This window comes from Streptomyces sp. NPDC096079 (assembly GCF_040303145.1).
GTDB lineage: Bacteria > Actinomycetota > Actinomycetes > Streptomycetales > Streptomycetaceae > Streptomyces.
This window is the reverse complement of sequence record NZ_JBEOST010000004.1, coordinates 127805-141919: the sequence shown is the minus strand read 5'-3', so window position 1 is coordinate 141919 and position 14115 is coordinate 127805. Positions and strand designations below refer to the sequence as shown.

The following is a 14115-nucleotide window of genomic DNA, read 5'->3' as shown; positions in this document are numbered from 1 at the left end:
TCCGCTCGGCCCCGCCGACTCGGCCCCGCCGACTCGGCCCCGCCGACTCGGCCCGGGCCGCTCGGGCCCCGGCCCCTCAGCCCCGTCGGCTCCGTACCAGGCTCCGCCGCAGCCGGGACCTGCCCGTGCGCGCGGGGGCCGGGCCGCCACCGGGCAGGCCGAGTTCGGTCAGCCGCTCGACGGTGAAGTGGCGCGCCGTGCCGGGGTCCGCGTGGTGTTCGGCCAGGAAGGCGGCGGCCTCCGCGCGCAGCCCCGGGTGGACCTTGTGCCGCATGCAGTAGCCGACCGCCCGGACCAGCGGCGTGAGCGAGGCGGGGGCCGCTCCGGGGACCGCGGGCTCCTCGCCGCCCTCCAGATCCGCGACCAGGTGGTCGACGACGGTGAGCGGGATCCGGTTGCTGTTCTCGAAGGGGGTGAGCCGTTCGAGGACCTGGGCGGTGCCCACGCGCGCGATGGGCACGCCGTAGTACACGGCGGCGGTGAGCATCGCCGTGGAGAAGCAGCCGACGACGAGCCCGGGCCGGCAGCGCTCGTAGAAGGTCTCGGCGAGCAGCGGCCCGTCGAGGACCGTGAGCCGGACGCCGCTGCGCTCGGCCTCCTCGTCCAGTGCCTGCGAGTAGCGGGCGGGTGCGGTCGGGTGCGGCTTGAAGACGATCGAGCGGTGTCCGGCCGCGGCGGCCCCGCGCAGCATCCGTACGTGCAGCTCCTCTTCCTCCTCGGCGGTGAGGAGGGACAGGGCGGCGAGGTACTGGCCCAGCAGCAGGGCCGTCGGCTCGGCGGCGGCCGCCGACGCGATGTCCGGGTCGTCGGCCGCGTCCGCGGCGATCTCGGCCAGGACGGCGCGGAAGGCGGCGTCCGGGACGAGTTCGGGCTCGACCCCGTACTCGCTCAGGAGGAGGGGACGGAGGCCCGGCACCAGGTCGAGGTGGAGGACCCGGCGGACGCGGCAGGCGATGGACTGCGCGAGGTCGGAGCGGGTCGGGCCGTAGCTCATCAGACCGTCGGCGTACACGTGCACGGAGCTCTCGGGGAAGGTGCCGGCGAGCGCCTTGGCCGGGTTGACCTGGATGGATTCGACGATCAGCTCGACCGGTCCGGCGCCCAGGTCCCAGGCGGTGCGCAGGACGCGCTGCCAGAGCGGGGCCTCTTCGGGGCGGGGGGCCCAGGCGGCGGGGTGGTACGGGTGGATCGTCTCGTTCCAGTCGAGGGTGCCGTCGAAGCGGGCGGCGATCCGCTCGTACCCGGTCATGGTCTCCAGGCGCAGCGCGGTCTCCGGGATCTCGGCGTTGTGCGAGATCAGCAGGAGCCGGCGGGCGGAGTCGCGGGGGCCGAACTGTCCGGCGTCGAGCGCGGCGGCCAGGGTGGCGGCGCCGTACAGGGTGGACACCTGGAAGATCTGGACCGGCAGGTCGGCGGCCGGTGCCTTCTCGGGGGCGGGGGCCATGGGTCAGGCGGTCCTTCCGGTGTCGCGCAGGCTCCGGAGGAGGGTGCTGCGCGGGGTGTCCATGGTGGCGAGGGTCTCGTCGAGGACCTCCCGCGGCATGCGGTGCAGGGCGTCGCGGACGTCGGCCCGCAGCCGCGCGCCGACGGCCGGCTCGTACGTGTCGACCTTCCCCATGTGGAAGGCGATCATCGCGCAGTACGTGCGGACCGCCTTCGGGAGGAAGCGGTCCGCCTCCGGGTCCCGCTGCACGTCGTCGAGCAGGAGGTCGTACGAGGGGATGAAGTCCAGCTGCCGGTTGTCGGTGATCTGGGTGAGCGAGGTGGTGACGCCCCGGCGGTAGAAGACCCCGTGCAGGGAGAGCGCGGCGAAGGTGCGCGCCTTGAGGTGGAGCCGCCAGATCCAGAGCCGGTCCTCGGCCGTCCTGAGCGAGGTCTCGAAGCGGGATTCGCCGTTCTCGAAAAGGCGCGCACTGTAAATACCGAAGGGTACGAACGGATAGTCGACCATCGTCACCATGCTGGCCGGCGAGATGCCGTCCCTGGGATCCATCACGGTGTCGCGCCGCTTGGCCGGGGCATAGCGGATCTGTCGTTTCCGCCCCTCCGAGAGGACGTGGTCGGTCCGTGCGAAATCGCAGTCGAGGCGGGAGATTCCGGCCACGGCGGCGCTCAGATGGCCGGGCGCGTACCAGTCGTCGCCGTCGAGGAAGGTGACGTAGTCGCCGCGTGCCGCGTCGATCCCGGTGTTCCGGGCCTGGGCGACGCCCTGGTTCGTCTCGTGCCGGATGACGGTGGCGTTCGGCAGGCGGTCGCGCCAGCGGTCGAGGATCTCCGGGGTGTCGTCCGTCGAGCAGTCGTCGATCAGCAGGAACTCGAATTCCGGATCCGCGTTGTTCGCGAGACTGCGCAAGGTGTCGGGAGCGTATGCCCCGACATTGTGGAACGGTACGACGACGGACAGTTTCGGCACTCGGGATCCCCACACTGAATCGAACAATTAAACGCCGTTATGGCGGGCACAGTAATGACCGACTTCTCCCGGTGAACGAGCCGCGCGTGCACTCCGGGTGAACTCTTGTCGTCCCCGCCGGAAACCCCGTCACCCGCGGGCCCTCCGGCGGTGCAGGATCCCCGTCGCGGCCAGCGCGAGGAGCGCCGCCGCGCCGACCGCGCCGCCGAGCGTGATCCCCGGCGGCCGGAAGGAGCAGCTGACCGTGGTCGCCCGTCCGTCGAGGGGGACGGAGACGAGACCCTCGTACGCGCGCGCGGGGCGGGCGTCCGCGTCACCGGCGGCGCAGCGCCAGCCGGAGATGCGCGGCGCGGCGAGGACCGCGAGGCCCTGGCTGCCCGGGGGCAGTTCGGCCGTGACGGTGTGCCCGTCGGCACGCACGCGCGTGGCGCCGGTCGCGGTGAGCCGGCGCACCGCGGAGTCCAGCCGGGCCCGGACCAGGCAGCCGACGGCCTCGCGGGGCAGCCGCACCCTGCCCTCGGGCCCGAGGTCGATCCGTACCGCGCCCGAGTCCGGGACGGTGCCGAGGGCCTGCATGGGGGCGCGTACGGAGGGCGGTTTGCCGTCGAACTTCCTGGGCCGCTCCCCGGCCAGGGCCGCGGTGCCCTTGTACTCGGGCGCCCAGAACCAGACCTGGGAGCCGGCGGGGCAGGTGGCGGTGAGGGTGCGTCCGGTACGGCGCGGGGCGGGCAGCTCGTACACGTCGGAGCCGAGGAGCCGCTCCTGGCGGGCGAAGGCCGAGTCCCCGGGGTGCGTGGCCGGCCGGCCCGGCGGACGGACGGTGACCAGGGGCGGGACCGGCGTCGTGGTGACGGTGACCGTGCCCCGGGGTGCGGCGTCCTGCCGTACCGGCTCCGTGGGCTTCGACCGCAGGCGGGTGCCGACGGAGAAGAGGGCGTCCGTGACGGGGTTGTCGAGGGTGACCGGGTGCCGGCCCTTGGCGTAGTAGCCGAAGCCGAGCGAGGCCAGGGTCCGGGAGGTCACGTCGGCGGTGAGGCTGCTGTAGTAGTCGGCGCCCTGCCCTCCGACGAGCAGGACGTCATTGCCCCCGGGGACCTCTCCGGGGTCCGTGCGGTGGGCGGGCCAGGCGTCCGCGCGGGCCGTCTCGGCGGCGACGGCCTCGTGCCAGGGGCCGACCCGGGGCGACCAGGAGACCTTGCTCCGCTGCTGCTCCTCGATGCGCTTCCCGGTGACGGCCACCTCGCCGGCCTGGGCGGCGGCGAGGAGGATCACGGCGAGAACGGGGAGTACGCGCGCGTGGCTCCGGCGGTCGCCGGCCAGGGCGAGGAGGACGGCGGCGAGCGCGAGGACCGCGGCCGCGCCGAGGGCGGGGAAGGTCCACCGGTCGATGTCGACGCTCCCCCGGGCCGCCCACGCCAGCGCCCCGAGCAGCACCAGGCCCGCGAGGAGCGCGGGCGGCCGGGGCACGCCGCGGGCGGCGGAGAACCAGGCGCCGATCAGCAGCAGGCCGCACAGGACGAAGGTCTGCCGGTACGGGATGCCGTTGGGCGACGCGCCCGCGTGCCACAGGAGATGGGTGGGCTCCCACTGGAGGGAGAGCGTCACCAGGACGATCGCGGCCGTCCAGCCGGCCCGTACGCGGGGAGCGACGGCCCGGTTGAAGGGCAGGGTCAGCGCCAGCGCGAGCGCGGGCGTGCCGATGAAGAGGGCGGGGCTGGCGACGCTCGCGGTGGCGGGCAGGAACCGGGCGAGGACGTCCGTCCAGGGCGCGGGCGCGAAGGTGGTCTCCGGGGTGGGGTCGGCGACCTTCGTGGCGAGGAAGACGACCGCCACCAGCGGGGCGGCGAGCCCGATGCCGATGAGGACGGTCCGGGCGGCGCGCAGGGCCCCGGCGAGGCGCCGCCGGGCGTCGGCGGTCTCCTCGGCGGTGAGGAGGCGGACCACGAGGACGACGGCCGCGCCGAGGGTCGCCATGTACGCGGTGTAGAAGTTGGCGATCCAGGCCAGGGCGACGACGAGGGGGCCGAGGACGGGGCGGCGGCCGGTGCGGGCCCACTCTCCGACCAGGCACAGCAGGGGGAAGGCGACGAGCCCGTCGAGCCACATCGGGACGGTGGCGCCGTAGTTGAAGGTCCAGCCGGAGAGGGCGTACGCGGTGCCGAGCACGGCGGCGACCGGCCAGGGCCCGGGGCGCAGCCGCAGGAGCAGGAGCGCCATCGCGGCCGCGGCGGCGCTGATCTTCGCGGCGGTGACGACGTACAGCGCGAGCTCGACGCGGTCGGCCGGGAAGACCACGACGATCAGGTCGAAGGGGCTGCTCAGGTAGGTGCCGATGTCGCCGAGGAAGTTGGCGCCGAAGCCGGAGTTCCAGTTGAGGAAGGCGTCCCCGTGCGTCTCGCCGAGCAGGAAGGACCGCCAGTAGGCGTGGTAGGGCAGGTACTGCTGGCCGAGGTCGACGATGTTCCGGGTCACCGGGCCGAAGGGGTACGTGCGGGAGAGCCGGGTGGCGAGGCACAGCAGGACGGCGGTGAGCAGGGCGGCGGCGGCCGGGGCCCGAAGGACCGCGAAGCGTCGCGGCGCGTCACCGCCGGTCTCGTCGCGTACGGTCCCGCCCTCGGGATCGTCGACGTACACGGCCTCGGCGGCGGGTGGCACACATCCTCCAGGGGGCGCACGGCACGGGGACGCCCGGGGGGGTCGTCACGGGCCGACCGCCATTACCGCCGAGGCGGACGACCCGCAACCGATCAGCAGGCGCTCTTCAGGCGCACCTCGGGTGAACTCCGGGTGCTCCGCACGGGCGGTGCGGCCCCTGGGCGCCCCCGCGCGGGCCCCACGCGTGTTCTCCCCGCGCGGGGAGCCGCCGCTCGTGCCGCCGGGGCCGCCCCCCGTTCTCCCCGGCCCCGGCGGCGTCGCCGGCCGTCAGCCGGCGGTCACGGGGTCGACGAGCTCGTCGACCGTGCGGGCCACCGTCCCGAACAGGTCCCGGACGGTGGTGAGGCTCGCCGCCTGGAGGGCCTCCGACGGCTGCACGGTGCCGTCCGGCGCCTGGAGGGGGCGGGTCGCGGTGGCCTCGGCGACCACGGTCGGGCGGTAGCCGAGGTTGAAGGCGCCCTGGGCGGTGAAGAGGACGCACATGTGCGTCATGAAGCCGGCGATGACGAGGTCGCCGCCGACGCCGAGGTCCTTGAGCGTCTCCTCCAGGACGGTGGCGTGGAAGGCGTTGGGGAACTGCTTGACGACGACCGGCTCGCCCTCGATCGGGGCGACTTCGTCGCTGATGGAGCCGATCTCGGCCCGGATGTCGTACGGAGTGCCCGCACCGCCGTCGTTGACGATGTGGACGACCGGGGCACCCGCGGCGCGGGCGGCGGCGAGGAGGCGGGCGCCGGCGGCCACGGCCTGCTCGGCCCCGTCGAGCCGCATGACGCCGGTGCGGTAGGTGTTCTGGAAGTCGATCATGATCAGGGCGGAGTCGGCGAGGCTCGGGAGCTCCTGGGGCAGGCCGATCACGTCACGGAGGGTGGTGGAGGCGGTCATGGCGGTTCCTTTCACGGAGGGTTGACGAAGGGACGGGGTGTCAGGAGAGCTTCTTCGGGGTGCCGTCGGGCGCGAGGTCGACGAGCTTGTCGGCGATGCCCCGCGCCCGGAACGCCGTGACCAGGGACGCCATGTCCTCGGAGTAGATGTTCCAGCTGTCGGTGTGCACGGCGACCACCCGGCGCGGGTCGAGGTCCTTCGCCACCTGGGCGGCGTTCACGGAGGTGAGGGTCAGCGGGGCGTTGCCGAGGATCGCGGGGGTGCGGGCGGCACCGGCGAAGAGGACGGCCGTGTCGATGGGGCCGATCTCCTTCCTGACCCGGTCGCCGACCTCCTTGGCGACCTTGACGGAGGCGTTGTCCCCGGAGATGTAGGTGGTGGGGACGCCTTCGCCGCTGAGGACGAAGCCGGTGACCTCGCCGTCGGCGCCGCGGTCGACGCCGTCGGGCCCGTGCAGGGCGGGCACGGCGGTGACCTCGACCGTGCCCCCGGCGGTCTTCAGCCGCTGGGACTCCCAGCTCCGCATGCCGGTGACGTGGTCGCCGAGCCGCTTGCGGGCGCCGGGCGTGGAGAGGACGACGGGCACCTGCCCGAGGAGCGCGCGCCCCCGGTCGTCGAGGTTGTCGTCGTGCTGGTCGTGCGAGAGCAGGACGGCGTCGATCCTGCCGATCTCGTCGCTGCCGAGCGCGGGGGCCCGGGTCTTCTCCAGGCCGCTCTTGTACGTCTTCGGCGCGTCGAAGGTGGGGTCGAGCAGCAGGCGCAGTCCGCCGATCTCCAGGATCGTGGTCGGCCCGCCGACGTGGGTGGCGGTGAACGCCCCGGCGGGGGCGGCGGCGTCCTCGTCCGCGCCGCTGCCGCAGCCGGCGAGGAAGACCAGGCTCGCGGTGGCGGCGACGGCGCCCGAGGTGACGCGTCGCCGGAGGAACGTCGAACGGTTCATGGGTGAACACCAGCTCTCGCTTGCGAACGATGTTCAACACGCTAACACAACTCGTAAGCATCGATAACACCGGAGCCGGTCTCCCAGGTCAGCACTGTTAGCGCTGTTATCGTGGGGGCCATGTCGACGGCACGAGAGCGCATCCTGGAAGCCACGGGGGAACTGCTCGCCACCAAGGACGCACTGGCGATCTCGACCCGCGCCATCTGCGACCGGGCGAAGGTCGGCGCGCCCGAGATCTACCGCCAGTTCGGCGACAAGCAGGGGCTGCTCACGGCGGTGGCCGACATCGGCTTCGAGCGCTTCCTCGCCGAGAAGCGGCGGAACCCGCTCACCGAGGACCCGGTGGCGGACCTGCGGACGGCCTGGGACAGCCATGTCGCGTTCGCGCTGCGCAATCCGCACCTCTACCGGCTGATGTTCACGCCGACGGGCGACGCCAAGCCGCAGGCCATCAAGGAGGCGCAGGCGATCCTCCTGAAGGCCGTGGAGCGCTGCCGCGACGCCGGGCGCCTGCGGACGGCCCCGGAGCTGGCGGGCCAGTCGATCCTCTCCGCCAACGTGGGCGTGTGCATGATGGCGCTGTCGTTCCCCGAGCTCTTCCGGGACCCCGCGATCTCGCACGCGGTACGGGACGCCGTCATCGGAAAGGTCACGGGCGACGAGCGCGAGGACACCCGGATCGCCGGCGCGACCGTCCTCGCCCAGGCGCTGCTCGGCACCCTGACGGGAACGGCCTCGGTGGCCCCCGCCGTCCTCGAGGACCTGACCGACGCCGTGCGGCCGCCGGCCTGAGGCCTGCCGTCAGGCGTCGCAGGCAGTCGGCTCCGTCAGGCGTCGCAGGCAGTCGGCTCCGTCAGGCGTCGCAGGCAGTCGGCTCCGTCAGCCCTGGCCGACGGGCAGGACGTCCGGGGAGAGGGCGCCCGCGCGGGCGGAGGCCGCGGTCATGCGGCGGCGGTGGTGGCGACGGCACAGCACCTCGTAGCCGATCTCCTCGGCGGGTCGGTTCACGTCCCCGACGACGACCTGCTCGCCCTCGACGACCATCGCGCCGCCGACCGTACGGGCGTTGTGCGTGGCGCGGGCTCCGCACCAGCACAGGGCCTCGACCTGGAGCTGTTCGAGCCGGTCGGCCAGTTCGATCAGCCGCTGCGAGCCGGGGAACAGCTTCGTGCGGAAGTCCGTCGTGATGCCGAAGGCGAAGACGTCCAGGCTGAGGTCGTCGACGATGCGGGCGAGCTGGTCGATCTGCTCCGGGGCGAGGAACTGGGCCTCGTCCACGATCACGTAGTCGGCCTTGCCGCCCTGGGAGAGCTGGGTGACCAGGTACGCGTACAGGTCCATGTCCCGCGGCGCCTCGACCGCGTCCGTCACCAGGCCGAGCCGGGAGGACAGCTTGCCCTCGCCCGCCCGGTCGTCACGGGTGAAGATCACGCCCTGAAGCCCCCGCGCGTCGCGGTTGTGGGCGATCTGGAGCGCCAGGGTGCTCTTCCCGCAATCCATGGTTCCGGAGAAGAAGACCAGCTCGGGCATGACGGGACGGGGACCTTTCGGGGTCAGGGGTCGGGGGCGGGGATCAGGAGCGGACTTCGAGCAGCGGGACGAGCTGCTCCGCGGGGGTCATGGACCCGTGCATGCCGACCATCGCCGACTCGTGGGGCTCGTTGACGGAGGCGGTGATCGCCACGTCGTCGTGGGCCGCGGCGACGACGTCGCCGATCCGGCCGTACACCCGCTCGTCGACCTCGGCGCCGAACCAGCCCAGGTCGATGGCCTCGTCGCGGCTCGCCACCCAGAACTGCTCGCCGACGACCTCGCGCCAGCAGGTGAGGACGTCCGCCTCGGCACCGGGCACGGCGTAGATGTGACGGGCCCGTCCCTCGCCGCCGAGGAGGGCGACGCCCGCGCGCAGCTCCCAGTCCTCGTCGAAGTCGATCCGGTGCTGCTCGTCGAAGGGGATGTCGACCATGCCGTGGTCGGCCGTGACGTACAGGGCCGCGCGGGGCGGCAGCTGCTCGGCGAGCCGCTGCACCAGCCGGTCGACGAACATCAGCTGGCCGCGCCAGGCGTCGGAGTCGATGCCGAAGCGGTGACCGGCGCCGTCGAGCTCGCTGTAGTACGTGTAGACCAGCGAGCGGTCGCCGCCGGCGAGCTGCTCGGCGGCGAAGTCCATGCGCTCCTCGCCGGAGAGCCGCCCGTGAAACGTTCCTCCGCTGAGCGCGACCTTCGTGAGCGGGGTCTGCTCGAAGATCGGCGAGGAGACCTGCGCGGTGTGGACACCGGCCTCGTGCGCGAGCTGGAAGACGGTCGGGTACGGCTGCCAGACGTGCGGCGCGGTCCACGGCCTCCAGCGGAGCTGGTTCATCAGCTCGCCGGTCTCTGGGTTGCGCACGGTGTAGCCGGGCAGTCCGTGCGTCCCGGGGTGGCGGCCGGTGCCGACGGAGGCCAGCGAGGTCGCGGTGGTGGCGGGGAAGCCGGCGGTGACCGGGCGTCCCGTGCCGCCCCGCGAGGAGCCGAGGAGCGAGGTCAGGTACGGGGCCTCGTCCGGGTGCGCCTTGATCTGCTCCCAGCCGAGCCCGTCGATGAGGAAGACGCAGTTGCGGTCGGCCGGGGCCAGCTCCGCGATGCGCGCGTCGAAGCCGGGCACGCCCTGGCCCGCCACGAGCGTCGGCAGCAGGTCGCCGAGCGAGCCCGTGGCGTACTCGGGCACCGGCGCGGTCTCCGGCGCGAGCGGGACCGGGTCGTCGGGCCAGCCGTGGCTCACGGCGGTGGGCTGCGCCATCAGCGGGTGGGCGCGGCGGTGGCCGCGATCGCTTCGGAGAGGGCCTGGGCGAACGCGAGGGTCTGCCGGACGGTGTCCGGGCCGTCCCCGGCGTCGCTCACGCGCAGGCTGAGGTCGTCGGCGGTGGCGTTGCCGGTGTAGCCGTGGTCGGCGTCGCAGTTCGGGTCGCCGCAGGCGGCGGGCTCCAGGTCGATGCGGGAGACGGCACCCCAGCCGATGGTGAGGACCACCTCGCGGGGCAGCGTGCCCGGCGTGTACGACTCGGGGTTGGCGACGACGCGGCTGACGACGACCGACGAGATCCGGTCGAGCTTCACGGACTCCGTGGACGTCGTGGCGTACGGGGTCGGGGAGCTCGTGTCGGCGGCCTGCTCGTCGGTGTGGCTGACGATGAAGCGGTGCGGCGTCAGGACGAGGACGGTGACGTGGCGCCGCACCTCGTTCGCGTCGAAGGTGGTCTCCTGGTGGACCACGTACGACGTGATGGCCTCGCCGCCGACGGCGGCCTCCACCGCCTCGGCCACGAGGGCCGGGTAGTAGCCGCTGCGCTCGATCGCCGCGCGCAGCCCCTGGGTCGTCGTACCGCTCTTTGCCATGGACTCCATCCTACGGGGCCGAGGGGCCCCCTCAGGCCCGTCAGTAGCGCGGCAGGCTCCGCGGGCCGAGGTCGGTGCGGGGCGGCGGCGGGGCCAGCCGGACGGTCGCGCCGAGCACGGAGAGTCCCCGGGGCGCCACGACCACCGGCTCCAGGGAGACGGCGACCACCTCGGGATGGTCGTCGACGAGCCGGGAGACCCGCAGCAGCAGTTCCTCCAGGGCCGGGGTGTCGACGGGAGCCGAGCCGCGCCAGCCGAAGAGCAGCGGGGCGGTGCGCAGGGAGCGGATGAGTTCGGCGGCGTCCCGGTCGGTGGCCGGGACCAGCCGGTGGGCCGTGTCGCCGAGCAGCTCGGAGGCCGCGCCCGAGAGCCCGAACGAGAGGACGGCGCCGACGGCCGGGTCGATCGCCGAGCGGACGACCGTGTCGACGCCCCGGGGCACCATCGCCTGGACGACCGGCTGGAGCTCCTCCGGCTTGCCGAGGACCTCGGTCAGCTCGGCGTACGCCGTGCGCAGCTGTTCCTCGGTGGCCAGGTCGAGCCGGACGCCGCCGAGGTCGGGGCGGTGACGGAGGTGGGGCGCGGTGGTCTTGAGCGCGACGGGGTAGCCGAGCCGACGGGCGGCCGCGACGGCGGCGTCGGGCGTGGGGGCGGGGAGCGTCGGCCGGACGGTGATGCCGTACCGGGCGAGCAGCGCACCGGCCCGCTCGGTGTCGAGGGTCACACCGCGTGCGTCCACGTCCTCGCCGAGGACGCCCGCGATGAGAGCGGCGGCCCCGGACTCGTCGATGTCCTCGTACTCGGGCACCCGTCCGGGCTCCGCGGCCTGCCGCCGCCACTGCCCGTACCGCACGGCCTCGGCCAGCGCCCGCACGGCCCGCTCGGCGGCGGGGTAGGCGGGGATGGTGGCCTGCTGTTCGGGGGTGGAGGGCTGCGGTGCGGAGGTGGCGGCCTGGTGCTCGGGGGTCGGGGGCTGCGGTGCGGAGGTGGCGGCCTGGTGCTCGGACGTCGGGGGCTGCGGTGCGGAGGTGGCGGCCTGGTGCTCGGACGTCGGGGGCTGCGGTGCGGAGGTGAGGGCCTGGGCGGTCTGCGTCGGGGGGACGACGGGGCGCGGCGGGCTCGTCGCCGCGCCGCCGGAACGGTTCTCCACGGTGACGGCCCCGCGCGCCGCCGCCGGCGGCCGGGTGCTCGTCGCCACGGCGAGCGCCTCCGCGAGCCCGCCCATCTCGACGTGGACCACCACGACCGGCTTCCTCGGCGCGGGCGCGGCGGCGACGGCCTCGCGGAGGGCGGCGGCGAGCACCTCGCCGTCGCCGAACTCGGTGGCCCCGTCCTCGCCGACCCAGGGGATCGCGGTGACGACGACCGCGTCGGACGCCTCGTCCGCGAGCGCCGCCGCCAGCGCGTCCCGGAAGTCCGCCGGGACCGCCGCCGTCGTGAGGTCGAGCGGCCGTGACGGGCGCAGTCCCTCGGTCAGGCAGGCGTCGTACGTGAGGAGGCCGAGCGACTCGGAGTTGCCGAGGATGGCGACCCTGGGTCCGGCGGGCAGCGGCTGGGCGGCGAGCAGCAGTCCGGCGTCGACGAGTTCGGTGACGGTGTCGACGCGGATCACCCCGGCCTGGCGGAGCAGCGCGGAGACGGTGGCGTGCGGGATGCGGGTGACGGGCACCCGGTGGCCGGGCGGGGCGCTGCCGCTGTGCCGGGCGCCCTTGACGACCACGACCGGCTTGACGGCGGCGGTGCGGCGGGCGAGGCGGGTGAACTTCCGGGGGTTGCCGATGGACTCCAGGTAGAGGAGGACGACGTCGGTGCCGGGGTCGTCGTACCAGTGCTGGAGGAAGTCGTTGCCGGAGACGTCCGCGCGGTTGCCGGCCGAGATGAAGGAGGAGAGCCCGGCGCCCCGCCGGTGCAGGCCGGCGAGGAGGGCGATCCCGATGGCGCCGGACTGGCTGAAGAGCCCGATCCGCCCGGCGGCCGGCATCTGGGGGGCGAGCGAGGCGTTGAGCCGGACGTCGTCGGCGGTGTTGATGATCCCGAAGGCGTTGGGGCCGATGATCCGCATGCCGTACGAGCGGGCCTGCCGTACGAGCTCGCGCTGGCGCTCACGTCCCGCGGCCCCGCTCTCGGCGTATCCGGCGGAGAGCACGACGAGGCCGCGCACGCCGTGCTCGCCGCAGTCGGCGACGGCCTCGGGCACGCGTTCGGCGGGGACGGCGACGACGGCCAGGTCCACGGGTTCGCCGATGGCACCGACGGAGGGGTGCGCGGGGACGCCGTCGAGCTGGGTCTCTCCGGTGAGCGCGGCGTTCACCGCGTACACCCGTCCGGTGAATCCGGCGCCGAGGAGGTCGCGCAGGACGGTCCGTCCGACGCCCCCCGGCGCGCGTCCGACCCCGACGACGGCGACGGAGCCGGGGGTGAGGAGCCGCTGCACGGAGCGTGCCTCGGCACGCTGCTCGCGGGCGCGCTGGACGGCGAGGGAGCGGTCGGTCGGTTCGAGGTCGAGGTGGAGCCGTACGGAGCCGTCCTCGAAGCTGCGCTTCTGGGTGTAGCCCGCGTCGGTGAAGACCTTGATCATCTTGTTGTTGGCGGGGAGGACCTCGGCGGCGAAGCGCCGGATGTCCCGCTCGCGGGCGACCGCCGCGATGTGTTCGAGGAGGGCGGAGGCGACACCCCTGCCCTGGTGCGCGTCCTGGACGAGGAAGGCGACCTCGGCCTCGTCGGCGGGGGCGGACGCGGGCAGCCCCCGGTCGTCGATGCGGTCGTAGCGGACGGTGGCGATGAACTCGCCGCCGACGGTCGCGGCCAGCCCGACCCGGTCGACGAAGTCGTGGTGGGTGAAGCGGTGGACGTCCTTGGCGGACAGGCGGGGGTAGGGCGCGAAGAAGCGGTAGTACTTCGACTCGTCCGAGACCTGCTCGTAGAAGCTGACGAGCCGGTCGGCGTCGTCGGCGGTGATGGGCCTGATGCGCGCGGTCCCGCCGTCACGGAGCACCACGTCCGCCTCCCAGTGATCGGGGTAGGCGTGCTCCGGCGGCGCCGGCCGCGCCGCAGGTGCCGGCGGTTCCGCCGCTTCCGACTGCTCCGACGCGCTCTGCATGGGCTCAGCCTAGGGGGTGTCTTGTCGATCAGGCCGGATCAGGGAGCGGCGTCTGGTGCCGTGCATCGCAAGGCGGAGGAGGGAGGCAACGCGGAGCGTTGTCGACCGACGACAACGCGGCGAGGCGCGGTGCCAGACGCCGCGAGCCCGGCCTGATCGACAAGACACCCCCTAGGGCCGCGACACGAGAGGGGCAGTGGGTCGCGGGGCGGGGGTGCGGGAGGCAAGGTGTTGCAAGCTGGAGCGGACCGACGGTCGGTCCGGTACGGGCCGAAGGGCGGTCCTTCGCGGGCCGTAGGTCGGCGCGAGCACCGCGCAACCCGTGAGAGACTGGTCTAGACAACCCGCTTGAGACTTGAAGGGCAACACCATGGCTGAGCGCCGCGTCAACGTCGGCTGGGCCGAGGGCCTGCACGCCCGCCCCGCGTCCATCTTCGTCCGTGCCGCCACGGCTTCCGGCGTGCCGGTGACGATCGCCAAGTCCGACGGCACCCCCGTGAACGCCGCCTCCATGCTCGCGGTGCTCGGCCTGGGCGCGCAGGGCGGCGAGGAGATCGTGCTCGCTTCCGAGGCCGACGGCGCCGAGGCCGCCCTCGACCGCCTGGCGAAGCTGGTCGCCGAGGGTCTGGACGAGCTCCCCGAGACCGTCTGATCGGGTCCCCCTGACGACGAATGGCCGTGCCCGCCGGCCGCCTCGGAGAAGTCGAAGGGTACGGCGAGGCGTGCCAGGGCGAGGCGTACGCG

General features: G+C 73.9%; 11 protein-coding genes. 2 read left to right on the top strand and 9 right to left on the bottom strand.

Going from position 1 to position 14115, the window contains the following annotated elements:
- Nucleotides 1-76 precede the first annotated feature (76 nt).
- The 5 genes from ABTY59_RS11070 to ABTY59_RS11050 form a co-directional block, all read right to left on the bottom strand.
- A complete protein-coding gene (locus ABTY59_RS11070; protein ID WP_352018619.1) occupies nt 77-1444 on the bottom strand; it encodes a polysialyltransferase family glycosyltransferase in 1368 nt (455 codons plus the stop codon).
- 3 nt (nt 1445-1447) lie between these two features.
- Nucleotides 1448-2413 (bottom strand): glycosyltransferase family 2 protein, encoded by a 966-nt coding sequence (locus tag ABTY59_RS11065; protein WP_352018618.1) that lies wholly within the window; start codon nt 2411-2413, stop codon nt 1448-1450.
- 129 nt (nt 2414-2542) lie between these two features.
- The gene (locus tag ABTY59_RS11060; protein WP_352018617.1) at nt 2543-5068 is read right to left on the bottom strand and encodes a YfhO family protein; all 2526 of its coding nucleotides are present in this window, start codon (nt 5066-5068) and stop codon (nt 2543-2545) included.
- Between the two features lie 267 nt (nt 5069-5335).
- Complete coding sequence (locus tag ABTY59_RS11055; RefSeq protein ID WP_352018616.1) at nt 5336-5953, bottom strand: isochorismatase family protein; 618 nt, start codon at nt 5951-5953, stop codon at nt 5336-5338.
- Nucleotides 5954-5993: 40 nt separating this feature from the next.
- Nucleotides 5994-6893 (bottom strand): MBL fold metallo-hydrolase, encoded by a 900-nt coding sequence (locus ABTY59_RS11050; protein WP_352018615.1) that lies wholly within the window; start codon nt 6891-6893, stop codon nt 5994-5996.
- A gap of 120 nt (nt 6894-7013) precedes the next feature.
- Here ABTY59_RS11050 and ABTY59_RS11045 point away from each other — a divergent pair, with 120 nt between their 5' ends.
- Nucleotides 7014-7688, top strand: coding sequence for a TetR/AcrR family transcriptional regulator (locus ABTY59_RS11045; protein ID WP_352018614.1), 675 nt, complete (start codon nt 7014-7016; stop codon nt 7686-7688).
- A gap of 87 nt (nt 7689-7775) precedes the next feature.
- On the opposite strand, the gene ABTY59_RS11040 is transcribed toward ABTY59_RS11045, so the two are convergent.
- Genes ABTY59_RS11040 through ABTY59_RS11025 form a run of 4 tightly spaced genes read right to left on the bottom strand, consistent with a single transcriptional unit; the run spans nt 7776 to nt 13371 of the window.
- Nucleotides 7776-8426, bottom strand: coding sequence for a thymidine kinase (locus tag ABTY59_RS11040; RefSeq protein WP_352018613.1), 651 nt, complete (start codon nt 8424-8426; stop codon nt 7776-7778).
- Between the two features lie 43 nt (nt 8427-8469).
- Entirely contained in the window at nt 8470-9675 is a 1206-nt protein-coding gene (locus ABTY59_RS11035) for an alkaline phosphatase family protein (RefSeq protein ID WP_352018612.1), read from the bottom strand.
- A complete protein-coding gene (locus ABTY59_RS11030) occupies nt 9675-10271 on the bottom strand; it encodes a DUF5998 family protein (protein ID WP_123455795.1) in 597 nt (198 codons plus the stop codon). Before ABTY59_RS11030 ends, ABTY59_RS11035 begins: the two co-directional genes overlap by 1 nt.
- A 40-nt stretch (nt 10272-10311) precedes the next feature.
- A complete protein-coding gene (locus tag ABTY59_RS11025) occupies nt 10312-13371 on the bottom strand; it encodes a bifunctional acetate--CoA ligase family protein/GNAT family N-acetyltransferase (RefSeq protein ID WP_352018611.1) in 3060 nt (1019 codons plus the stop codon).
- Between the two features lie 370 nt (nt 13372-13741).
- On the opposite strand from ABTY59_RS11025, the gene ABTY59_RS11020 reads away from it, so the two are divergent.
- Complete coding sequence (locus ABTY59_RS11020) at nt 13742-14023, top strand: HPr family phosphocarrier protein (protein ID WP_015036698.1); 282 nt, start codon at nt 13742-13744, stop codon at nt 14021-14023.
- The last annotated feature ends 92 nt before the right edge of the window (nt 14024-14115 follow it).